Source organism: Nocardiopsis lambiniae, from assembly GCF_031845465.1.
Lineage (GTDB): Bacteria > Actinomycetota > Actinomycetes > Streptosporangiales > Streptosporangiaceae > Nocardiopsis > Nocardiopsis lambiniae.
The window spans coordinates 108,828-130,046 of record NZ_JAVREP010000002.1 but is presented as its reverse complement, the minus strand read 5'-3'; the positions used below and the strand labels follow the sequence as shown (position 1 = coordinate 130,046).

Genomic DNA, 21,219 nt, shown 5'->3' with positions numbered 1-21,219 from the left:
CGTTCCCATCCCGGACCTCCGGTGTGGAAAGGCCAGTGTCAACGGTACGGGTCAAAACTGGAACCTGTTGTATTCTGGCATCCGTTTTCCGGCTTGGCCAACCAGCGGCGGGGAGAGTATCGATGCCGTCAGCAACCCCCACGACCGGCCCGGAGGGAAGGTCGGGGCCCGAGGTCAGGGTACGTCGCCCGGTCGCCGAGCCCGAGGCCGAGGGTCCGGACATCGGAGCCCTCGTCACCGAGACGCTCCGGTCGCTGCGCGAGATCTCCGGGGACAACGTGTTCCGGGCGGCGATGGCGATCCTGGTGGTGGCCGTGGCCGCCAAGGTGTACGTGCTGAACGCGTCGTACTTCGTCGAGGACGACTTCCTGTTCTTCGGCGCGGCCTACGCCGCCGACCTCACCCCCGACTACCTGTTCTCCCTGCACAAGGGCCACTTCATGCCCGGGGCGATGTTCCTGGTCTACCTCCAGACGGCCTTCTGGCCCTACAACTGGTGGGTCGGCGCCGGGTTCATGCTGGGTCTGCAGACGCTCGCGCTGTTGGTCTTCCTGCGGTTGACGTGGGAGCTGTTCGGGCGGCGGTGGGCACTGCTCGTCCCGTTCACCGTCTACGCCCTGGCCCCGTTGACGATCCCGGTCCTGGGCTGGTGGGCGGCAGCCCTCAACGCGGTGCCGTTCCAGCTCGCGATCCTGCTCGCCCTGCTGTGGACGGTCCGCCACGTGCGCACCTCCGACCCCCGCCACGCCTGGTGGGCGGCCGGGGCCATCGCGTTCGGCATGCTCTTCTCGGTGAAGGCGCTGTTCCTGCCCGCGCTGGTGTTCGTGTTCGCCATCGCCTTCCTCTACCCCGGCCACCCGGTGGCCGCGACCCTGCGGGCGTTCCGGGCGCACCGCGTGTTCTGGTCGGTGCTGGTCGCCATGACCGTCGGTTACCTGGCCCTGTACCTGTTCAGCCAGAACGCCGGGAGCGGCGGCGAGGGCGCCGGGGTGCCCGAGTGGGAGGCGGCCTCGGAACTGCTGCGTCGCATGTTCGGGCAGGTCTTCCCGGTGGGCGCCCTGGGCGGCCCCTTCGAGTGGTCGATCATCACCCCCGCCGGCGGCCTCGTCGAGCCCCGGGACTTCGTGGTCCTGGGCGCCGTCGCGATGTGGCTCCTCATCGTCCTGAGCAGTCTGTGGCTGCGCGGTCGGGCCTGGCGGGCGTGGGCCCTGCTGCTCGGGTACCTGCTCTTCGTGGACGCCATCCCGACGGTGATCGCGCGCGGCCGAGGTCACGGGCTGGCGGGCGCCGATCCCCGCTACGTCGCCGACGCCGCGCTGATCTTCGCCCTGTGCCTGGCGCTGGCCTTCCTGGTGGTGCGCGAACAGCGGGCCCGGGAATCGGTGGGCACCGCGGGGGTGGCGCCGTCGGTCCGGGCCGCTCCGGGGCGGCGGGCGCGCCGCAACCGGGCCATCGCGGCCGGCGTCCTCACGGTCGGGTACGCGGCCGGGGCCCTGTACTCCACCCACACCTACGCGGACACCCTCAACGGGGAACGGTTGCGCGAGTACCTGGGCAACGTGCGCGCGTCCATGGCGGACCTGCCGGAGGAGGGCGCCCTCTATCCGCGCCCGGTCCCGGAGGAGGTGGTCCTCGAATGGAACGGGGACCGCCGGCTGACCTCCTACGTGTTGCCGCCCTTGGCCCCCGGCGACGACGGCGAACGCCTCGCCCACCCCGAACAGGGGTCGGCCGCCTACGTGTTCGACGATGACGGGAACCTCGTGCCCGGTGAGCACACCCTGTTCAGCAACATGTTCGCGCCCGGACCCGAGCACGACTGCCTGGGCACGCTGGACGGCGCGGTCTCCTGGCCCGCGCTGGCGCCGGGCGGCCTCGAACAGGTCGTGACGTTCGCCTACACCTCGGACCGCGACGCGCCGTTGGTGGTGTCGGTGGGCGGCGGCTGGATCGAGACGGTCCTGCCCGCCGCGCCCGACGGCGGGTTCTGGCACGTTCCGGCGCCGCAGCAGGGTGACCGGCTCTCCCTGCTCACCGAGGGTGAGGAGGACCTCTGCATGACGACGGTGGCCTTCGGCAAGCTCGCGCCCAACGAGCGGAGCACGCACCCGATCCCGCTCTCCCAGGAGGGCACCGACGAGGGGGACGCCGACGACACGGAGACCTCGGAGGACCCCGGGTCCTCCGAGGACACGGGGGCCGACCTGGAGGCGTCCGACTGACCCGGGCCGTCAGACCCGGCGGGGTTCCCGGAAGAAGCGGCGCGACCAGCGGCGGGAGGGCTCCTCCACCCACCGGTGGGTGGCCGTGGCCAGCAGGACCGTCGCGATCGTCACGGGGATCATGTCCAGCCAGAACGTGCCGGTGAAGATCTCCTGTCCCGTGAAGTCGCGCCACAGGTACAGCACCAGGAACTGCCACAGGAACACGCCGTAGGAGACCTTCGCCAGGAACTGGCACACCCGGTGCCGTAGCAGCGCCTCCATCCAGCGGCCGTCGCGCCAGGCGGTGGGGGAGCGCAGTGGTTCGGGAGGGCCGACGGGGCGGGGCGCCAGGGCGGCCGGGGCGATGATGAAGAAGGCGAAGCCGATGTCGGCCACCGACGACGCGAGGGAGGTCCACAGCTCGCCGGAGCCGATGAAGCGGCCACCGGTGGCATCGGTGGCCGCCAGGGCGAGGAAACCGCCCGCCGTCAGCCAGCACACCCCCGGCGCGGAGGCGATGGTGCGGCAGAACCGCCGCACCGGCCCGTCCGGACCGGATTCGCGCCAGGCCCACTCCGACAACACGGCCAGTGCCATCCCGGCGGCGAACATGCCGAGCGTGCGCGGCAGCCAGGCGTGCATGTAGTGGCGCGGCTCGGGGAAGAACTGCGGCCACAGCGCCGCGAACCCCAGCGCGGCCATGACGCCCAGCCCCCACAGCAGTCGGCGGCCCCGCGCGTCCACGGTCCGGCCCCGGCGCGCCCACAGCGACAGCAGCAGGGCGAACAGCGGCAACAGCAGGTAGAAGCTCACCTCGACGGACAGACTCCACATCTGTCCGAGCCCGTAGGGGCCGGTGCCCACCCACGCGGGGTCGGTGTTGAACGGGAAGGTCAGGGTCATGACCTCCAGCCAGTACCGCGGCGAGTCGAGGTGTTCGCGTGAGTAGATCAGCAGCGCGGCCAGGGCCACCACCCAGTAGGCGGGGAACACGCGCACCATCCGCCGCCACAGGTAGGTGCGGTTGGAGGGGCCGCGCCGTCCCTCCAGGGCGGCCCGCGCCCAGGGGCGGTAGAGCAGGACCCCGGACAGGGTGAAGAACAGCGGCACCGCCAGGTCGAACGCGGAGAGCACACCGCCCAGCACACCGGGGGCCAGTGAGTCGCCGGTCTCGGTGGCGACGTGGAAGACCAGGACCATGAGGGCGGCCACGGCGCGGATGCCGTCGAGGCTCTCGTGGCGGCCGTCGACCTGCGGCAGGATCCGGGCGGGATCGGGGCCGTGAGAGGTGGTGCGCGCGCCGCCGGAGGGGGTGCCGGTGGGGTCCTCGGGCGCGGAGGGAATGGGCGCCATGGGGCCTTCCAGGACGGGTGGGAGTCGAAACACGTCTCACTAGAACGTGTTATAAAAATTCAGACACGCCCTGGTGACGTCGTTCACTACTGGGCAGTACTCTACCCGGAACTGAAGCTAGTTCCACTGAAGCCCGTTCCAGATCCGGACCCACATCGCCCAGGAGGGCACATGCGCCGTACCGTTGCGGTCGTTCTCATCGGGTTCGGGGTCTTCTTCCTCGCCGTAGCACCCCTCATGCGCACATGGGTGTCGAGCTCCCTGATGAAGACCCCCCTGACCTACTACAGCGAGACCGTCAACGTCGCCGAGGGAGCGACCTACTTCAACATCGAGGAGGTCGAACTCGTCGAGAACGCCACCCTGGAGGCGCACTCCACGATCCGGGCCGACGTGGCCTCCAGCACCGACGAGGTCGTGGTCTGGGACCAGTTCACCTGGTTGAAGGACGCCGACACCGACTTCGGCATCACCTCCACCAGCCGCCGCGCCGGCCACGACCGGGTCACCGGCCAGGCCGTCGACTGCTGCGACTCGATGGTCAACGAGGAGTCCACCGTCCAGAGCGGTCAACTCTGGAAGTTCCCCTTCTTCACCGAGCAGCGCGACTACGACTTCTTCGAGACGACGGTCAAGGAGATCGTCCCGATGGAGTTCAAGGGCGTCGAGGACGTCGAGGGCGTCGAGGCCTACCGCTTCGAGCAGGTCGTGGACGGCGAGGTCGTCGGCGAGCGCACCCTCCCGCGCTCGGTCGCCGGTCTGGAGGGCGACGGCGACGTCACCGGTGACGAGGTCTTCTCCATCACCCGCACCTACTGGATCGAGCCCACCACCGGTTCCCCCCTCAAGGTCAGCGAGGACCAGAACCGCGTCGTCGTCGTGGACGGCGAGGAGGTCCTCACCATCCTCGACGCCGAACTGGTCTTCGACGACACGTCCGTCCAGAACGCCCTGGCCAACTCCGAGCAGGGCCGTACCGTGCTGCCGCTGATCCACACCACGATCCCGCTCGCCGCCCTCATCATCGGCGCCGGGTTCACCGCGATCGGCGTCATCCTGTTCCTCACCGGCCGGAGCCGTGATCACCACAACTGAAGGCCCCGAGCGACCCCGACCTCACCGGAACGGGTGGGGCGGGGCCGTCCGGACGGCCGGAAGGGCGAACCGATGACATCGGTGGTGCCGGGGACCGGGCGCGGGGGGACCCCGCCCGGTGCCCGCCGTGGCCCGGCCTCCCTCCCGCTCGCCCTGGTGCGGGCCTGCCGGCCACGTCAGTGGCTCAAGAACCTCCTGGTCCTGGCCGCCCCCGCCGCGGCCGGGGTGCTGTCCGACCCCGGGCCGCTGCTGACCTGCGCGGCGGTGTTCGTCCTGTTCTGCGCGGCGGCGAGCGGCACCTACCTGCTCAACGACGTTCGCGACATCGAACGCGACCGCGCCCACGAGCGCAAACGCCACCGGCCGATCGCCGCCGGGCTGGTCCCCGTCCCCCTCGCGGTGGCCGTCGGGATCACCCTGTGCGTCCTGGCCCCGGCGGCCTCCCTCGCCCTGGGCGAGCCCCTGCTCACCGGGATCATCGGTGGGTACGTGCTGCTCACCCTCGCCTACACCCGCTACCTCAAGGACGTCGCGGTCTGCGACCTGGTCGTGGTCGCCGCCTGCCACGTGCTGCGCGCCGTCGCCGGCGGCGTCGCCGTGGGCGTCCCGCTGACCTCGTGGTTCGTCATCGTCGTGTCCCTGGCCGCGCTGCTGGTCGTGGTCGGCAAACGCGAGGCCGAGCTGCGCACCCTGGGCGAGGGCCCCGCGAACGGCCCGGTCCGGGCCACCCTGCGCGCCTACACCCCCACCTACCTGTCCCAGACCCGCACCATGGCGTCGGCGGCGATGGTCGTCACCTACTGCCTGTGGGCGCTGGAGCAGGACGGCGGCGCGCAGAACCTCTTCCACGTGGGCAGTATCGTTCCCTTCATCATGTTCGTCCTGCGCTACAACCTGCTCGTGGACCGGGGCGTGGGTGAGGAGCCCGAGGAGATCGCGCTGCGCGACCGCCCCCTCCAACTGATCCTCGTCGCCCTCACCGCCCTGGTGGGGCTGGGCATCCATCTCTGAAGGGGGAACCCTCCGTGCCATCGCAGCCGGAACGCCCCGTACTCCTCACCGGGTGGGGTCGCACCGCGCCCACCGCGGCACGCGTCGTCCGTCCGCGCACGGCGGCGCAGGTCGCCGAGGCCCTGGCCGGTGCCGGGCCGCGCGGCGTCCTCGCCCGTGGTCTGGGCCGCTCCTACGGTGACGCCGCGCAGGCGGCCGGCGGCACGGTCCTGGACTGCACCGGGCTCACCGGGCCGATCCGCCTGGACACCGAACGCGGCGAGGTCACCGTCCCGGCCGGGGTGTCCTTCGACCGGCTCATCGCCCACCTGCTCCCGCGCGGATACTTCGTTCCGGTGACCCCCGGCACCCGCCAGGTCACCGTGGGCGGGGCGATCGCCGCCGACGTCCACGGCAAGAACCACCACGTCGACTCGTCCCTGGGCGCGCACGTGCGCGCCCTGACCCTGGCCGTGCCCACCGGGGAGGCGTTGCGGCTCACCCCCGACGGCGACGACCCGGAGCTGTTCCGGGCCACCCTGGGCGGGATGGGCCTGACCGGCGTCATCACCGAGGCCACCCTGGCGGTGCTGCCGGTGGAGACCTCCTACATGCGCGTCGACACCGACCGCACCGACTCCCTGGACGCCACCCTGGACCTGATGTCGCGCACCGACGCCGACCACCGGTACACGGTGTGCTGGGTGGACCTGCCGGCCCAGGGGGGCGCGATGGGGCGCGGGGTGGTCACCCGGGCCGACCACGCGCGTCTGCGCGACCTGCCGCCGCCGCTGCGCCGCGATCCGCTGCGCCATCGCTCCGGGGCCCGGCTGGCCGCACCGCCGTGGGTGCCCTCCGGGCTCCTCAACTCCTGGACCGTGGGCGCGTTCAACACCGTCTACCGGGGCGCCGCGCCCCGGCGCCGACGCGGACAGGCCCAGCCGATCGGCGGGTTCTTCCACCCGCTGGACGCCGTTCGCGACTGGAACCGGCTGTACGGCCCGCGCGGACTCACGCAGTACCAGTTCGTGGTCCCGTTCGGGGCGGAGGAGACCCTCGTCGGCGTCATGGAGGGGTTGTCCCGGGCGGGCGCGCCGTCGTTCCTGACCGTCCTCAAACGGATGGGCGCGGCCACCGAGGGCCACCTGTCGTTCCCCCGCCCCGGGTGGACGCTCGCCGTGGACCTGCCCGCGGACCTGCCCGGTCTGGGGAGGCTCCTGCGGGGCTTCGACGAACGGTTGCTCGCCGCGGGTGGCCGCCTCTACCTGGCCAAGGACGGCCGGGCCGACGCCGAGACGATCCACGCCATGTACCCCGACCTGCCCGCCTGGCGCAAGATCCGGGAGCGGGCCGACCCCGACGGGGTGCTCGTCTCCGACCTGGCCCGCCGACTGCGGCTCCTGTGACGCCTCACCCGGAAGGACACCTGAGAACCATGCGCGACTCGGTGGGAACCGTGCGGACCGTGCTGTTGCTCGGCGGCCGTAGCGAGATCGGTCTGGCCATCGTCGAACGGCTGGTCCGCGAGGGCGCCCGCGAGGTGGTGCTGGCAGCCCGGGGCGGCGTGGAGGCGTCTTCGAGCGCGCCGGCCGCGCTGGGCGCCACCGTCCACTCCCTGGAGTTCGACGCGACCGCGCCCGACACCCACACCGCCACGGTCAAGGAGGCGGTGGCCCTGGTGGGCGACCTGGACGTGGTGGTGGACGCCTTCGGGGTGTTGGGGGACCAGGCCGGGTACGAGGCCGATCCGGCGTCCGCGGCCCGTGCGGCGGCGGTCAACTACACCGGCCACGTCTCGGCGGGTCTGGCCGTGGCCGCCCGCCTGCGCGAACAGGGTCACGGGGCCCTGGTGGTGCTGTCGTCGGTGGCGGGCGTGCGGGTGCGCAGGTTCAACTTCGTGTACGGCTCGGCCAAGGCCGGTTTGGACGGGTTCGCCCAGGGCCTGGCCGACTCCCTGCACGGCAGCGGGGCGCGTGTGCTGGTGGTCCGCCCCGGCTACGTGCCCACCCGGATGTCGGCGCACGTGGACCCCGCCCCGTTCCCGGCCACTCCGGGTCAGGTCGCCGACGCGGTGTCGGCGGGGCTGCGCTCGGGTGCGACCACGGTGTGGGCGCCCCGAGTGCTCCAGCCGCTCTTCGCGGGGATGCGCCTGATGCCGCGCCCGCTCTGGCGCCGTCTGGGCCGCTGAGCGAGGTCTCCCGCGCCCACGGGACCCGCGCGGTCACGGAGCCCTCGGCCTCGCCGTCCGAGAACGACCGTGGGGCCCGCCGTCCGGCGGGCCCCACGCGTCACTTCCTCACTGCTCGGCGTCTTCGGCGGTGAGCCGGTAGAACGCCAACGGGACCAGGCACAGGAGCATGACCGCGGCCGGGACCAGGGTGCTGCCGATCAGCATGCCCCGCAGTGCCTCGTCGGACTGTACGACGACCTCGCCCGCGCCCGACTCCACGTAGCCGCTCACCGCCAGCGACAGCGACAGCAGGCCGGTGCCCACCGACTGGGCCAGCGCCTCGCCCGCCGTCCACACGCCCGAGAGCACACCGCCCTGCCGGCGGCCGTCCTCGCTCGCGGCCAGGCAGTCGGCCAGCATCGACCACGGCAGCAGCATCGACCCCGACAGGCCGATGCCCACCAGCACCGAGGAGACGACCGCGATCGGCACGCCCCCCAGCGGGATGCACAGCAGCCCCAGGCCGCCCAGGGAGAACACCAGGGCCGAGTAGGCGGCTGCCCGGCGCTTGTCCACCCGCACGGAGATCCGCCGCCACAGCGGCGCCGTGGCCATCAACGGGACCAGCACGCACACCATGAGGATGCTGGTGTAGGCCGGCTCGCCCATGACGTTCGCCGTCACGTACGGAACACCCGCCACCATCGTGCCGCTCGCCACCGCCATCAGCAGGTTGGCGGGGAACAGCACCCGGAAGTACCGGTGCGTCAACGCCGTCCGCAACTGGACGACCATGCCCTCGGTACGGTGCGGGAACACGGTGCGCGGCGCGCCGCGCGTGCCGATCACCGAACCCAGCATCGACGCCAGCACGACGACGCCCATGACCAGGCCCATCAACCGGTAGCCGGTCACCTCGTCCGCGGGGACGTCCCTGAGCACTGGGGCCAGCGCCCCGCCCAGCATCAGGGCCAGGCCCACGAACACGGTCCGCCACGCGGTGAACGTGGACCGCTCGTGGTAGTCCGAGGTGATCTCCCCGGGCATGGCCGCGTGCGGCACCTGGAACACCGACGACGCCAGCGCCGCCAGGACGAACACGCCCGCGACGTACGCCGCCGCTCCGTTCCCCTGGAGCGGCGGGCCGGCGAACATCGCCGCGAACAGCAACGGCAGGGTCAGCGCACCGGCCAGCATCCACGGCCGGCGCGGTCCCCACGAGGACCGGGTCCGGTCCGACCAGACCCCGATGTAGGGGCTGATCGCGAGGTCGACCAGCTTGGGCAGGAGCACCACCGCGCCGGCGACCAGGGGGCTCACCGCGAGGGTGTCGGTGAGGTAGATGAGCAGCAGCAGACCGGGCACCGTGTTGAAGATGCCGGTGGCCACCGCGCCGCTGCCGTACCAGGCGTGCACCGACCGGGGAAGGGGGCCGCTCCGGGGCCGGGGCCCCTCGGGGGTCTCCACCGGGCTCTCCGGAGCGGGTTCGGAGGTGGCGGTCACACGCGCCCGTCCGCGGCGGCCTCGGTGGTCCCGGCGGCTTCGGCCGTGCCGCCGTCCTTCTTCCCGTACAGCTCCTCGTGCGCGACCGGGTCCACGTCGTGCGCGACCGGGCAGCCGGCCGGGAACGTGCCGATCCTGTTGACGTCGTAGCCGTCCGGGTAGCTGCGGATGTTCGGGTTCTGGTCGGCCCAGAACGGCTCCTCGCGCGGCTTCATCCGACGCACGACCTTGGCGCGGATCTTCAGCGCGATGTCGGCGCTCCTGCGCCAGGCCTTGGACGGCGGCTCGTAGCGGAAGGTCTCGATGAGGGACTCGTCCAGGATCGCCATCGAGAACTTGCGGGCCAGCCCGGCCACCCGCGGCGGGTAGAAGGTCACCATGAGGTCGAGGGTGGAGTCGGAGACCTTGCGCCCGCCCTCGGTGTAGGCGAAGTGCTCCTTCTCGTAGGCGTCGAGCAGGTCCCGGAACCCCTCGTAGCTCTCGGGGATCTCCTTGATGCCCATGTACCTGCCGAGTCTGCGGTAGTAGTGGACGATCGCCGAGATCTCGTGGTCGGACAGCCTGCGCCAGCCGTACCCGTACTCGTTGAGCCAGCGCACCGGCATGACGACGAAGGTGCTGAGCACGTAGCGGTAGTCGTCGTTGGAGATGTCGTAGGAGCGGTGCATCTGGTTCATCCGGCGCAGGGAGTCGCGCCCCTGACCGGGCTCGAAGCCGTACCGCATCATGCTGTTGAGGATGAGCGCCGTGTCGTCGTAGCGCTTCTGCGTCTGACCGGTGAACTGGTCGGTGCTGCCGAGCAGTTCACCGATGCTCGGCACCGCGTAGGTCCGGTACAGGGCGATGCCCAGCGCGCGGCCCATGTCCCAGGGGAACTCGTGGGCGTTGAGGATCTGCATGATCCGCACGCAGTCGGCCTCGGGGTCCAGGCGATGGATCTCGTCGCGGAAATCGAAACGCTTCATGGGCGATTCCTTCGGGGTTAGGGGAGGTCAGGGGTCGCTGGGGGAGGTTTCGGGGCGCTCGCGGGCGTCACTCGGCGTCGGCGGCCTCCGTGGTGGAGGAGGGGGCGGACGCGCCCTCGGAGGTGACGGTCCGCTCCGGGGCGGGGACCCGGGCGCCGGTGGCGGGCACCTCGACGGTGGCCATGCCGTGGGGGACCGGGCAACCCTGGGGGAAGGTGCCGATGCGCGACGGGTCGTAGCCCTCGGGGTAGCTGCGGATGTTGGGGCTCTGCCGGGCCCAGCGCGGCTCGACGCGCGGCGGCATGAACCGCACGACCTTCGCCCGTAGCCGCAGCGCGCCGGCGGCCAGGGCGCGCCAGACGGCGGACGGCTCGGGGTAGTCGAAGGCCTTGATGAGGCGCTCGTCGAGCAGTGCCTTGGTGAAGGGACGCACCAGCGGGCGCTGCCAGGCCGGGTAGAAGTCGACCATCAACTCCAGCGTGGCGTCGGAGACGGCCCGCCCGCCCTCGGTGAAGGCGAAGTGCTCGCGCTCGTAGGAGTCGAAGAGCGCGTGGAAGTCGGCGTAGGTCTCGGGGATGTCCTTGATCCCCATGTGCCTGCCGAGCCTGCGGTAGTAGTTGGTGCTCGCGGCGATCTCGTGGTCGGACAGCCTGCGCCAGCCGTACCCGAGATCGTTGAGCCAGCGCACCGGCATGACGACGAAGGTGCTGAGCACGTAGCGGTAGTCGTCGTTGGAGATGTCGTAGGAGCGGTGCATCTGGTTCATCCGCCGTAGGGCGTCCCTGCCCCGCCCCTGCCCGAAACCGTGCTCCAGGATGTCGTTGAGGATGAGCGCCGTGTCGTCGTAGCGGTGCTGCGTGCGCTCGGTGAACTCGCGGGTGTGCGCCAGCAGTTCACCGATGCTCGGTACCGCGTACGTCCGGTACAGGGCCAGCCCGAGCGCCTGCTCGATGTCCCACGGGAACTCGTGGGTGCCCAGGACGCGCACGATCTCTTCGCAGTCGGCCTCGGCGTCCAGCGCGTGGATCCGGTCGCGCCACTCGAACCGCTTCATGTGGGGGAACTCCAGTCACCTCGGGCGGGCCCGCCCGGACGGGGCCTCCGGCCTGCGGGCGTGGCACGTCGTCGACGTCCCACGGGCCGCACTTTACCCGGAATGTCCCCGCGTACAGGGGATCCGGTCCCGACGACCGTTTCCCCGGCTCCCGGCCGCGCCCGGATCGTGTCCCGAAAACGGGCGGAGGCGGGTGGGATCCCCCTCCCCACCCGCCCCCGATCAGGCGGCCATGCGCTCGGCCACCCGGTTGACCAGCGTGAGCAGGACCTCCTTCGCGGAGGATCGCACCCGCGCGTCGCACAGGACCACCGGGATCGCCGGGTCCAGGGTCAGCGCGGCCCGCACCTCATCGGCCTCGTAGAGGTGGGCGCCGTCGAAGCAGTTCACCGCCACCACGAACGGCACCCCGCGCCGCTCGAAGAAATCGACGGCCGCGAAGCAGGTCTCCAGGCGACGGGTGTCGGCGATGACGATCGCGCCCAGGGCGCCCTCCGACAACTCCTCCCACATGAACCAGAACCGCTCCTGCCCCGGCGTGCCGAACAGGTACAGCACCAGGCTGGAACTGATGGTGATGCGCCCGAAGTCCAGGGCGACGGTCGTGGTCGTCTTGGACTCCACGCCGGACAGGTCGTCCACGCCGTAACTGGCCTCGGTCATCACCTCCTCGGTGCTGAGCGGGGCGATCTCGCTCACCGCGCCCACCAGGGTGGTCTTACCGGCGCCGAAGCCGCCCGCGACGAGGATCTTCAACGCGGACGGAACGGTGTCATGTGGGTGGTCAGAGTCGCTGGATGCCATCGAGAACCGCCTGGAGTACGTCCCGGCTGACCGGGCTCTTCGCTGTGTAGGGGGCGCGGGCCAAGGCGAGGCCGCGGTTGAGGAGGTCGCTGAGCAGGACCTTGACGACGGCCACCGGGATGTCCAGGTGAGCGGACAGTTCGGCGACCGACAGGGGACGGCGGCACAGTTCCAGGATCCGGATCTGCTCGGGTTCCAGAGCCATCTCGTCGACCTCGGCGCGCTTGGCCGCGATGACCACGCTGATCATGTCCAGCCGGACCGTGTCGGCGTGGTCGCGTCCCTGCGCGATCACGTAGGGACGGACCAGCGGGCCGGCGTCCGGCCCGTCCGCCTCGGCCCCGTATCCGCCGGTCACATCGCGACGTGACGGGCTCCGGGACATCCCGCCCGGATCGAACTCGTTGTGCGCTTGCATGACCGTCCCCTATCGCGTGGCTTCCCCGGTGGCTCCCTCATGGCGCGGTGCCGCGTCGAGGTAGCGGCCCACCTGCTCGACCAGTACGTTCATCTCGTAGGCGATGAGGCCCACGTCGGCGCTCTCCTCGGCCAGGACCGCCAGACAGGCGCCCCGACCGGCGCCCGTCACGAACAGGTACGCGCGCTCCATCTCGACCACGGTCTGGAGGACGTCGCCGCCCTTGAAGTGACGACCGGTGCCCCGTGCCAGGCTCTGGAACGCAGAGGCCACCGCGGACAGGTGCTCGGCGTCCTCCTTGGCCAGGGTGCGCGATCGTCCGATCAGCAGTCCGTCGGCGGACAGGACGATGGCGTGCTTGGAGCCCACCGCGCGGTCGAGCAACTCGTCCAGCAGCCAGTCGATGTCCTTCTTGCCCGAGCCTTCGCGCTCGACACCTTGGGGAGTACTCGTCACGGTCAGTCCTTGTCGGTCTCGTTGGTCTGCTGCTTGCCTTCGCGCCGACCGCGGTCGGTCCCCTTCTGGAACGCGGTCATGTTCCGGCGCAGGCGCGCCAGCCGCTCGGTGCCGTCGATACCGTTCCCGTCCGAGGCCGGGGCCTCTCCTTCGGCGGTCCCGCCCGGAGCGGGAGAGTCGGGTTCGGTCGCCAGTTGCGGGGCCAGGTTCTCCTGGGGACGGCGTTTGGGGAGCGGGGGTCGCCCGCCGCCCGCGTCGACGGTCTCCGGCGCGGTGTCCCCGGAACCGGGGGCGGACACCGCGCTGATGGTGGGTCGGCGGGTCGGCAGGGGAGGACGTGCGGAGTCCCCGTCGAGGAGGTCGGTGCCGCCGTGTCCGTCGGCGGTCGAGCCGTTGGCGGCCGAGGGGGCCTCGGTGCCGCGGGGCGCCGCGTCGGGGTTCTCCTCGGTGGCGGGGGCGTTCGCGGGCGTCGGGGGGACCGGGGTCAGGACCGGGGCGGCCCCGGACTCCAACGCCCCGCCGGGGGCGTGCTCGATGATCTCGCGCACCTCCCAGATGTCGCCGTCCTGTTCCTCGGCGACGGGCAGGGAGGTCCGCTCACCGCTGATGAGGTCGTGCGGCAGCAGCACGATCGCCTGCACACCGCCGTAGGGCGAGGGACGCAGATGCACCTTGATGCCGTGCCGGTGCGCCAGGTGGGAGACCACGAACAGGCCCAGACGCATCTTCTCGTTGAGGCGCATCACGTCGAACTCGGGCGGATCGGCCAACAGGCGGTTGGCGGAGGCGAGTTCCTCCTCGGTCATGCCCAGACCGCGGTCCTCGATCTCGATCGTCACACCGTTGGGCACGTCGTCGCTGCTCAGGCGCACGTGGGTGTGCGGCGGAGAGAACATGGCGGCGTTGTCGACCAGTTCGGCGACCAGGTGGATGACGTCGGCGACGGCCGGGCCGTTGAGGTGCACGCGGGCGATGCGCTCGCGCTTGACCCGGGTGTAGTCGCCGGACTCGGAGATGGCACCGCGCAGCACGTCGATGAGCGGCATCGGCCGGTGCCAGGTCCGTCCGGGGGCCTCGCCGCCGAGGATGAGCAGGTTCTCGGCGTTGCGGCGGGAGCGGGTGGCCAGGTGGTCGAGCTTGAACAACTGGGCGAGCTGCTCCGGGTCCTCCTGCTCGCGCTCCATCTTGTCGAGGAGGCGCAGCTGGCGGTGGATCAGCGTCTGGCTGCGGTGGGCGATGTTGAGGAAGACCCGGTTGATGCCCTGGCGCAGTTCCGTCTGCTGGACGGCCTCGTTGACGGCGGCCCGCTGTGCGGTGTTGAACGCGTGGGCCACATCGCCGATCTCGTCGTCACTGGTGGCCATGAGCGGCAGGGCGGCCTCGGTCTCCACGCGCTCGCCCCGGTGCAGTCGCTCCATGAGTTCGGGCAGGCGCTTCTCGGCGAGGTCGTTGGCGTCGTCGCGCAGGCGCAGGAGGCGGCCGGTCAACGAACGCGACGAGCGGCGGGCCAACAGGAACACCACGATGATCACGGCCGCGACGCCGAGGCTGCCGGTGACGGCGACGAGGACGGACCGCTGGGCCTCGGCGCGGGTGAGCGCCGCGGCGTTCAGGGCCTCGTCGGCTCCGATGTCGGTGAACTCGGCGAGGACGTACTCGTAGTCGGCCTGCCAGGCGGCGCCGTCGACCGGTACGGACAGGTTCTCGACCTCGACCGCGACGAAGGTGTTCGGGTCGGTGACGGTCTCGACCTCGATGCGCCGGTCGATGATCTCGTCCTGCATCGTCGTGAGCCGCTGGTATTCGGGGCTCTCCAGGACCGCGCTGAGCCGCTCCTGCTGGCCGGGGCCGGAGAGGTAGGGGCCGTTGGCTTCGAGCATGTTCTGGTAGGAACCGACGAGCTCGGCGAAGGCGCGCTGGTCCTCCCAGCTCAGCTCGTCCATGGCGAAGGCGCGGGCGAGCTGGGCGTCCGAGCGCGCGAACAGGTCGACGGTGCGGAACATGTAGGTGGCGCTGATGGAGGAGTTGAACGCGTCGATCACGTTGCCGGAGCGGGCCTGGCTGTCGAAGCTGTCCGCGCCGTGCAGGATCAGCTCGTTGTAGTACTCAAGGACCTCGCCGCGTGTGGCGGAGCCGTCGTCGACCGCCGCGCGCATGTCGCCGATCTCCCCGTAACGCTCGTGCAGCAGCTCGATGTGACGGCCGGCCTGGCCGGGCGCCAGGTCGGCGAACCCGATGAGCTCGTTGATGACGACGCCGAGGGAGGCGTCGGTCTCCTGCCGGGCCTCGGCCAGCTCGGCGATCAACGTCTCGTCGTCGGGGTTCTCGATGTGGGAGATGGTCCGGGCGCGTTCCTGCATGGCGCTCACCAGGCCGACGGCGGCGGGGGTCACCATGTCGTTGGTCGCCGCGGCGCGGATCAGCTGGAGCCCGGCGTTCACGGCCAGGGCCCCGGTGAGGATCAGCCACAGCGCGATCAGGGCCGCGGTGGGGATCGTGACCATTGCGCGGATGCGGGACGCGATCGTCCGCCCGCGTCGTTCGGGTACTGCCTGCACGGTTCTCCTGTCGATCCGCGTCGAACGTCTTCTCGGGGTGCGGTATCAGGGGCGCTGTCCCGCCCGATGCCCGGGTGACGGCATCGTCGGCCTGTGGGAGGCCTCCTGATCCCCGCGGGCCACGTCCATTTCGGGGGTGCTCGACGCGGGACGTACCGCAGGGTAACCACAAACGCGGCATTTCGGCGTTGAGGATCGTATCTCGACAGAGAAACGACCAAATATCCGGGTGGTCAAGGCAGTCTGCCATGAAGAGGCGGAATGTCCACATGGTGGGTGGGGGCTTCGACTGCCTCGTTGCTCTCTGAGTCTTATGGGACGAATGTCACATATTGCGGAGCGGAGTGCGAAGAGTGCTCCGTGTGACGACTTCCGGTGGTGACGATACCGGTTCAAAACGGCGTTCGGCACCCGGGCACCCGCTCCCCGTATTAGCGTTGCGCCCTGGACCTGGTGAGACAGGGGGTGCGTTCGTGATCCGACCGTTCGGCACGGGACAGGAGGCCATCGAGGTGGCCGTCGCCGTCGTGCCCCTGCTCGTGACCGTCTGCGCCGCCCTCTACCTGCGCGGACAGCATCGACGTTACGGACGGCTGTACGGCCGCCCCGGGCGGTCCACCCTGGCGGCGCTGGCGTGCGGTCTGGCCCTGGCGGCCTACGCCGTCTGGCCACTGCCCCTGTCGGTGGACGGACTGTGCCGGCCCGGACCCGGCGCCGACGGCCTCGACCGGTACGGACCGGTCTTGGCCTTCGCCCTCTTCCTGCCCGTCGGCTGGCTCGCCCGCGACCGCTTCCGTCGCGGGCCGCTGGTCACCCTGGCCGCGGGGACCGCCCTGGCCTTCGCCGTCGACGCGATCCGGGGCACCGGTCTCCTGGGCGTGTACCCGTGCGCCTACGCCGACTCCTCCCCGCTGCTCGTCGCGCTCGGCGTGGCCGGTACCGCGGTCGGCTGGCCGCTCGCCCGTCTCCTGGTGCCGCTACGGCCGTGGGGCTCCACCCGGGGCTGGCCCGGCGCGGTCCCCGACCGGGTCTCCCCCGATCCGACCCGGCGCACCCTGGCCGTCCTCATCGACCTGTGCCTGTGGTGGTACGGCGGCACCGCGCTCGTCGCCGTCATGGGCGTCGTCGGTGTGATCGGCGCCGACCCCTACGGCCACGTCCGCACCGCCGTGCTCCTGGGGTTGGCCGCCGTCTTCGGGGTGTTCGTGCCGCAGCTGCGCCGCGACCGCTGCACCCCCGGCCACGCCGCCGTCCGGTTGGCGCTGACCGAGCCCACCCGGCCCGCCCCGGCGTCCCGCCCGCGCGTGCTGGCGCGCACGGCCCTGCTCACGGTGCCGATGGCGCTCCTCATCGCCTTCGGACACCCCTGGATCGCGCTCGCCCTCATGGTCGTCCACGGCAGCGCCGCCGTCGTCCGACCTGACCGGGTCGGCGTGGTCGACCTCCTGTGCGGCACCCGGGTGCGCACCCGGGCGCTCATCGACGGCTCGTTGCCCACCCGCCTGGTCCGCTATACCGAACCCCGCGAACCCGTCACCGCCGCCTGAGGAGGGCGCGGGAACACCGTCGGCCGGAGAGCACCCGTCGGGGGCGGCGCGGGACGGCGGAGGGTCCGGATCACCTCCAGTCCCAGGCCAGGTAGCCCAGGAGCAGACCGGCGGCGACCAGGATCGCGCCCAGGGTGGCGAACATGCCGCGCACCCAGTGCGACAGCCAGGGCGCCGATACGATCCGGGCCAGCTCGGGGGTGTCCGGGTCGTAGGAGACCGTGACGATCTCGCCCGCGCGGGAGGCCGTCCACCCCGTGTTCTCGTGCTCGGCGTGGACCTCCCGACCGTCCTCGGTGCGGAACTGCACGATCATCCGGGAGGCGGTCGAGGTCTCGTTGTAGCCGATGACCCGGCCCTTGGCGCGCACCCCGTAGCGGATCAGACGCAGTTCGATCCGGGTGTCGCGGGTGACCACGCCCAGGATGGCCAGGCCGGACAGGAGGGGCAGGAGCGGATACAGCCAGGCCATCATCGGGCGTCCTCTCAGGGGTCCATGGGGGAGACCGTCGTCCCCAGGAAGCCGTCGACCATGTGGGTCAGGGTCGCGTGGATCTCCTCCACCGGTCGATCCGGTTGGAGGGTGCGCCAGTCGAGGGCCACCGTCACCACCATGCCGAACAGGGCCGATCCAGCGAGCCCCGTGTCCAGGTCCGGTCTGAGGCGGCCGGCCTCGGCCAGCGCGTCCAACAGTTCGATGACGACACCGATGGCCTTGGTTCGGATGTGCCGGATGGTGGTGTACCAGACCTGGTGGGTGCGCCAGGTCTCGGCCATGAGCAGACGGGCCAGGGCCTCGTGCTCGCCGATGAACTCCACGCCCGCCCGCAGGACCGCGACCAGGGCCCGTCCCGGGTCCGTCTCGGCGGAGGGGACGGCGTCCCTGAGGGTGTCGGCCAGCCGGGTGACGCCCCACTCCATCAGCGCCGTGTACAGCTCGCTCTTGCCGCCGAAGTTGTAGTAGACGGTGCCCTTGGCGACCCCGGCGCGTTCGGCGATCTCATCGACGCTGGTGGCACCGTAACCCTGTTCCGAGATCAGGGTCACGGCGGCTTCGAACAGCCGTTTGCGAGTGGCCTCGCGTCGGCTGCTCATCGGTCGATTCGGGGTGCTCACGCTCATCCGGTCCATTCTGCCCCTGGTCGGCGCCGGAACACCCGCGTCCCGGCGCCGACCCCCGGGCGTCGTACTCAGAGTCTCAAGGCGGGGTAGAGGGCGCTCATCGTCCACATGCGCTTGCGCTCCACGGTCAGCCAGGTCAGCGACAGGGGCACGACGAACCACAGCGACATGACCCCGAACGCCTGCCACACCAGGACCATGTCACCACCGCCGATCAGTTGGCGCATGGCGGTCACCCCCCAGTGCAGCGGCAGGTAGGGGCCGATGGCCTGGAAGAACGTCGGACTCGTCTCGATCGGGTAGGTGCCGCCCGCCGACGTCAACTGGAGCACCAGCAGCGCCAGCGCGACCACCCGGCCGGCCGCGCCGAAGCGCACGTTGAGGTACTGCACCGTGGCGGCGAAGGCCGCGGCGGTCAACAGCAGGAAACCGATGAGCAGCGGCCAGTTCCGCGATTCCAGTCCGAGCAGCAGGTGCAGCGCGGACATCATCACGAGGACCTGCCCGAAGCCGAGCAGCATCGGCACCGTCCGCCCGGCCAGGGCCACCCGCCACGACGGGGCGGAGGAGGCCAGGGCCCGTGAGGACAGGGCGGGCACCACCATGAACACCACCATCGCGCCCACCCACAGGGACAGGGGGACGAAGAACGGCGCGAATCCGGTGCCGTAGTCGGGTGCCTCGTTGTCGATCTCGCTGCTCAGCCGGACCGGAGAGCTCATCATGTCGCCGGCGTTCTCCCGCCCCCGCTCGTCGTAGGTGGGGATCCGGTCGACCCCCTCCGTCAGCCCGCCGGCCAGTTCGTCCGAGCCGGTGGACAGTTCGCCCAGGCCGTCGTGGAGTTCGTCGGAGCCCTCGCTGAGCCGGCCGAGCCCCTCGTCGAGTTCGCCGGAGGCCGTCGACGCCGTCTCCAGCCCGTCGCGCAGCGCGGACGCGCCCTCGGACAGGTCCTCCAGACCCTCGGCGAGTTCGTCCACCCGATCGCGCGCGTCCTCGGCGCTTTCGACGTGATCGGGCAGGTCCTCGGCCAGTTCGGCGGCCTTCTCGCTCAGGTCGGCGGCCTCATCGGCGGTGGACACGATGTCGTCGCGGTTGTCCTCGACGAACCGCGCGGTGGACAGCGCCACGTCCATCCCCTCCTGGAGGTCGGACAGGAGCAGGTACAGGTCGGGCTGCTCGGTCTCCAGCTCCGGGTGGGCCTCCAGGTACTCGCCGAGCCGCCGGTCCACCTCGGACAGGCCCTCGGTGTCGATGTCCTCCGGCAGCCCGTTCAGGACCTCGGCCAGGTCCCCGGAGAGCTCGGCGACCAGCTCGGCCCGCTCCTGGACGTCGGGGGCGTCCTCCTCCAGCCGGGGCAGCCACTCGTCGGCGAGGTCGCCGATCTTCTCGGCCTGCGCCGACACCTCGGTGGAGGCGGTCTCGGCACCCGTGGCCAGGTCCTTGGACCCCGTGTACAGCTCGTCCAGGCCGCCCGACAGCTCGCCTGCGCCCTCGTGGGCGGTACCCAGGCCGCCCGACAGCTCCCCGGACCCCTCCTCGGCCTCCCCGGCGCCCTCCGACAGCAGGTCCGCTCCCTCCGCGGCCTCCTCCGTGCTGCCGTGGATCTCGTTGAAGCCGAGGAAGATCTCGTCGAGGTAGCCGCGGATCGCCGTCTGCTCCGCGGCGTCGCGGATCTCCTTGAAGGCCGCGCCCGCCAGTTGGCGCACGACGAAGCTGTTGGAGTCGTTGTAGTGGGCGATCAGCAGGGCCTGCACCGGGGCCTCGCGGTCGCGGGAGGGGGAGGTCAGGTCGGCGCTGAAGTCCTCGGGCACGGTCAGTGAGACGTAGTAGTCGCCCTCGGCGAGACCGCGGGCGGCCTCCCGCGCGTCGACCGGGTGCCAGTCCAGGTCACCGCGTTCCAGCAGGGTCTCGGTCAACTCCCCGCCCGCGTCCACCCGCTCCCCGTCCACCTCGACGGGGCGGTCCTCGTTGACGAGGGCGACGGGCAGGTGCTCCATCCGCCCGAACGGGTCCCAGAACGACCACAGGTACATGCCGGAGTAGAGCAGGGGGATGAGCAACAGGGCGGCCAGCGCCGCGGTGGGCAGGGGGGAGCGCAGGAAGGACCGCACGGTGAGCAGCCCCAGGCGAGGGACGGCGAAGGGGCGGAACCGGGGGCGGTCCGCGGCGGTCTCGTCATCGGTCACGGTGATCGCCTCCCTTCTCCTTCTCGTTCTCGGTGTGCCTCTCCCCGGGGCCCTCGGCCCTCGCGAGGTCGTCGAAGGGTGCGGACGGGCGCATCTCTTCGGGGTCCTCCGGGGGGTCGTCGGGTTCCTCCCCCTGCCCGATGGGCAGGGGCCCCTGGACGTCGGCGTCGGCGACGTCGACCAGGGCGTCGGCGTCGGCGCAGGTGGCGATCACGGTCAGGCCGGCGTCGGAGAGGCCCTTGAGGGTGCGCCACATCAGCACCTGGTGCTCGTCGGACAGCCCGCCGTCGACGTCGTCCACGGCCAACAGACGGGGCTCGGCCATCAGGGCCAGTGCCACGCCCAACCTGCGGCGCTCCAACGCGGGCAGCTCCTTGACCATCGTGTCGCGGTCCAGGTCGGCCAGTTCGGCGGCCTCCACCGCGGCGTCGGCCAGTCCCCGGGCGGCCGGTCGGAAGCGCAGCAGCGCGGCCTCGGACAGGTGCTCGCGGACCCGGAGGCGTTCGTCGAGGGCGTTGACCTCGGTCATGAGTCCGAGCGAGCTGATCCGGCGCACCCGGCGGGCCCGCCCCGGCAGCTCGTGACCGTCCACGTACACGGTCCCGGAGGTGGGGCGCATGCGTCCGGTCAGGGTCAGCAGCAGCGCGCTGCGGCCGCCGCCGGAGTCGGCCTGGAACACGGTGAGGGTCCCGGGCCGGGCGGTGAAGTCGACGCCCGTGTACACGGGCCCCTCCCGGGTGACGAGCGCGACGTCCTCCGCCATGACCCGGGCCCCGGTGGCCAGACGCATCCCC

Annotated in this window: 18 protein-coding genes; 6 read left to right on the top strand and 12 right to left on the bottom strand. The window is 71.4% G+C overall.

All coding sequences use genetic code 11. From position 1 onward, the window contains the following. Window positions 1-122: 122 nt before the first annotated feature. Window positions 123-2,222 (top strand): hypothetical protein, encoded by a 2,100-nt coding sequence (locus tag RM479_RS04980; protein WP_311510538.1) that lies wholly within the window; start codon window positions 123-125, stop codon window positions 2,220-2,222. A gap of 9 nt (window positions 2,223-2,231) precedes the next feature. Here the strand turns inward: RM479_RS04980 and RM479_RS04975 are convergent, their stop codons facing one another. Further along, window positions 2,232-3,557, bottom strand: coding sequence for an acyltransferase family protein (locus RM479_RS04975; protein WP_311510537.1), 1,326 nt, complete (start codon window positions 3,555-3,557; stop codon window positions 2,232-2,234). A 171-nt stretch (window positions 3,558-3,728) separates the two neighbouring features. On the opposite strand from RM479_RS04975, the gene RM479_RS04970 reads away from it, so the two are divergent. The 4 genes from RM479_RS04970 to RM479_RS04955 all read left to right on the top strand — a co-directional run bounded on the left by RM479_RS04970 (window position 3,729) and on the right by RM479_RS04955 (window position 7,830). Beyond that, window positions 3,729-4,652 carry a DUF3068 domain-containing protein gene (locus RM479_RS04970; RefSeq protein WP_274809157.1) on the top strand — a complete coding sequence of 308 codons (924 nt, stop codon included), beginning with the start codon at window positions 3,729-3,731 and terminating at the stop codon, window positions 4,650-4,652. Window positions 4,653-4,724: 72 nt separating this feature from the next. Next, window positions 4,725-5,663, top strand: a complete 939-nt coding sequence (locus tag RM479_RS04965; protein ID WP_311510536.1) for a decaprenyl-phosphate phosphoribosyltransferase — start codon at window positions 4,725-4,727, stop codon at window positions 5,661-5,663. Between the two features lie 14 nt (window positions 5,664-5,677). Then, complete coding sequence (locus RM479_RS04960; protein ID WP_311510535.1) at window positions 5,678-7,048, top strand: FAD-binding oxidoreductase; 1,371 nt, start codon at window positions 5,678-5,680, stop codon at window positions 7,046-7,048. A gap of 29 nt (window positions 7,049-7,077) precedes the next feature. Further along, entirely contained in the window at window positions 7,078-7,830 is a 753-nt protein-coding gene (locus RM479_RS04955) for an SDR family NAD(P)-dependent oxidoreductase (protein WP_311510534.1), read from the top strand. 108 nt (window positions 7,831-7,938) lie between these two features. Here the strand turns inward: RM479_RS04955 and RM479_RS04950 are convergent, their stop codons facing one another. From RM479_RS04950 to RM479_RS04920, 7 genes are all read right to left on the bottom strand, one after another. Further along, window positions 7,939-9,279, bottom strand: coding sequence for an MFS transporter (locus tag RM479_RS04950; RefSeq protein WP_311510724.1), 1,341 nt, complete (start codon window positions 9,277-9,279; stop codon window positions 7,939-7,941). A gap of 32 nt (window positions 9,280-9,311) precedes the next feature. After that, entirely contained in the window at window positions 9,312-10,280 is a 969-nt protein-coding gene (locus tag RM479_RS04945) for an oxygenase MpaB family protein (RefSeq protein WP_311510533.1), read from the bottom strand. Window positions 10,281-10,347: 67 nt separating this feature from the next. After that, window positions 10,348-11,334: an oxygenase MpaB family protein gene (locus RM479_RS04940; RefSeq protein WP_311510532.1), complete on the bottom strand. Its 987-nt coding sequence runs from the start codon at window positions 11,332-11,334 to the stop codon at window positions 10,348-10,350. Window positions 11,335-11,556: 222 nt separating this feature from the next. Further along, complete coding sequence (locus RM479_RS04935; protein WP_274809151.1) at window positions 11,557-12,138, bottom strand: GTP-binding protein; 582 nt, start codon at window positions 12,136-12,138, stop codon at window positions 11,557-11,559. After that, window positions 12,119-12,556 carry a DUF742 domain-containing protein gene (locus tag RM479_RS04930; protein ID WP_311510531.1) on the bottom strand — a complete coding sequence of 146 codons (438 nt, stop codon included), beginning with the start codon at window positions 12,554-12,556 and terminating at the stop codon, window positions 12,119-12,121. The genes RM479_RS04935 and RM479_RS04930 overlap by 20 nt, the downstream gene beginning before the upstream one ends. Window positions 12,557-12,565: 9 nt before the next feature. Then, window positions 12,566-13,012, bottom strand: a complete 447-nt coding sequence (locus tag RM479_RS04925) for a roadblock/LC7 domain-containing protein (protein ID WP_274809149.1) — start codon at window positions 13,010-13,012, stop codon at window positions 12,566-12,568. A gap of 2 nt (window positions 13,013-13,014) precedes the next feature. Next, window positions 13,015-15,516 carry a sensor histidine kinase gene (locus RM479_RS04920; protein ID WP_311510530.1) on the bottom strand — a complete coding sequence of 834 codons (2,502 nt, stop codon included), beginning with the start codon at window positions 15,514-15,516 and terminating at the stop codon, window positions 13,015-13,017. A 527-nt stretch (window positions 15,517-16,043) separates the two neighbouring features. Between RM479_RS04920 and RM479_RS04915 the strand changes: the two genes are divergently transcribed. After that, window positions 16,044-17,117 (top strand): RDD family protein, encoded by a 1,074-nt coding sequence (locus RM479_RS04915; RefSeq protein ID WP_311510529.1) that lies wholly within the window; start codon window positions 16,044-16,046, stop codon window positions 17,115-17,117. A 70-nt stretch (window positions 17,118-17,187) separates the two neighbouring features. Here RM479_RS04915 and RM479_RS04910 read toward each other — a convergent pair whose 3' ends face one another. The 4 genes from RM479_RS04910 to RM479_RS04895 all read right to left on the bottom strand — a co-directional run bounded on the left by RM479_RS04910 (window position 17,188) and on the right by RM479_RS04895 (window position 21,215). Continuing rightward, window positions 17,188-17,589: a DUF3592 domain-containing protein gene (locus tag RM479_RS04910; RefSeq protein WP_311510723.1), complete on the bottom strand. Its 402-nt coding sequence runs from the start codon at window positions 17,587-17,589 to the stop codon at window positions 17,188-17,190. Window positions 17,590-17,603: 14 nt separating this feature from the next. Beyond that, the gene (locus RM479_RS04905; RefSeq protein WP_397221359.1) at window positions 17,604-18,239 is read right to left on the bottom strand and encodes a TetR/AcrR family transcriptional regulator; all 636 of its coding nucleotides are present in this window, start codon (window positions 18,237-18,239) and stop codon (window positions 17,604-17,606) included. Between the two features lie 68 nt (window positions 18,240-18,307). Continuing rightward, window positions 18,308-20,425 (bottom strand): YhgE/Pip domain-containing protein, encoded by a 2,118-nt coding sequence (locus tag RM479_RS04900; protein WP_311510527.1) that lies wholly within the window; start codon window positions 20,423-20,425, stop codon window positions 18,308-18,310. Beyond that, the gene (locus tag RM479_RS04895; RefSeq protein WP_311510526.1) at window positions 20,415-21,215 is read right to left on the bottom strand and encodes an ATP-binding cassette domain-containing protein; all 801 of its coding nucleotides are present in this window, start codon (window positions 21,213-21,215) and stop codon (window positions 20,415-20,417) included. Before RM479_RS04895 ends, RM479_RS04900 begins: the two co-directional genes overlap by 11 nt. Window positions 21,216-21,219 lie beyond the last annotated feature (4 nt).

Excerpts from the sequence above, each read along its gene's own strand:
- RM479_RS04930 (WP_311510531.1), bottom strand. The coding sequence starts at position 12,556 with ATGCAAGCGCACAACGAGTTCGATCCGGGCGGGATGTCCCGGAGCCCG.
- RM479_RS04935 (WP_274809151.1), bottom strand. The coding sequence starts at position 12,138 with ATGGCATCCAGCGACTCTGACCACCCACATGACACCGTTCCGTCCGCG.
- RM479_RS04955 (WP_311510534.1), top strand. The coding sequence starts at position 7,078 with ATGCGCGACTCGGTGGGAACCGTGCGGACCGTGCTGTTGCTCGGCGGC.
- RM479_RS04980 (WP_311510538.1), top strand. The coding sequence starts at position 123 with ATGCCGTCAGCAACCCCCACGACCGGCCCGGAGGGAAGGTCGGGGCCC.
- RM479_RS04945 (WP_311510533.1), bottom strand. The coding sequence starts at position 10,280 with ATGAAGCGTTTCGATTTCCGCGACGAGATCCATCGCCTGGACCCCGAG.
- RM479_RS04975 (WP_311510537.1), bottom strand. The coding sequence starts at position 3,557 with ATGGCGCCCATTCCCTCCGCGCCCGAGGACCCCACCGGCACCCCCTCC.
- RM479_RS04920 (WP_311510530.1), bottom strand. The coding sequence starts at position 15,516 with ATGGTCACGATCCCCACCGCGGCCCTGATCGCGCTGTGGCTGATCCTC.
- RM479_RS04970 (WP_274809157.1), top strand. The coding sequence starts at position 3,729 with ATGCGCCGTACCGTTGCGGTCGTTCTCATCGGGTTCGGGGTCTTCTTC.
- RM479_RS04895 (WP_311510526.1), bottom strand. The coding sequence starts at position 21,215 with ATGCGTCTGGCCACCGGGGCCCGGGTCATGGCGGAGGACGTCGCGCTC.
- RM479_RS04965 (WP_311510536.1), top strand. The coding sequence starts at position 4,725 with ATGACATCGGTGGTGCCGGGGACCGGGCGCGGGGGGACCCCGCCCGGT.
- RM479_RS04940 (WP_311510532.1), bottom strand. The coding sequence starts at position 11,334 with ATGAAGCGGTTCGAGTGGCGCGACCGGATCCACGCGCTGGACGCCGAG.
- RM479_RS04910 (WP_311510723.1), bottom strand. The coding sequence starts at position 17,589 with ATGGCCTGGCTGTATCCGCTCCTGCCCCTCCTGTCCGGCCTGGCCATC.
- RM479_RS04905 (WP_397221359.1), bottom strand. The coding sequence starts at position 18,239 with ATGAGCGTGAGCACCCCGAATCGACCGATGAGCAGCCGACGCGAGGCC.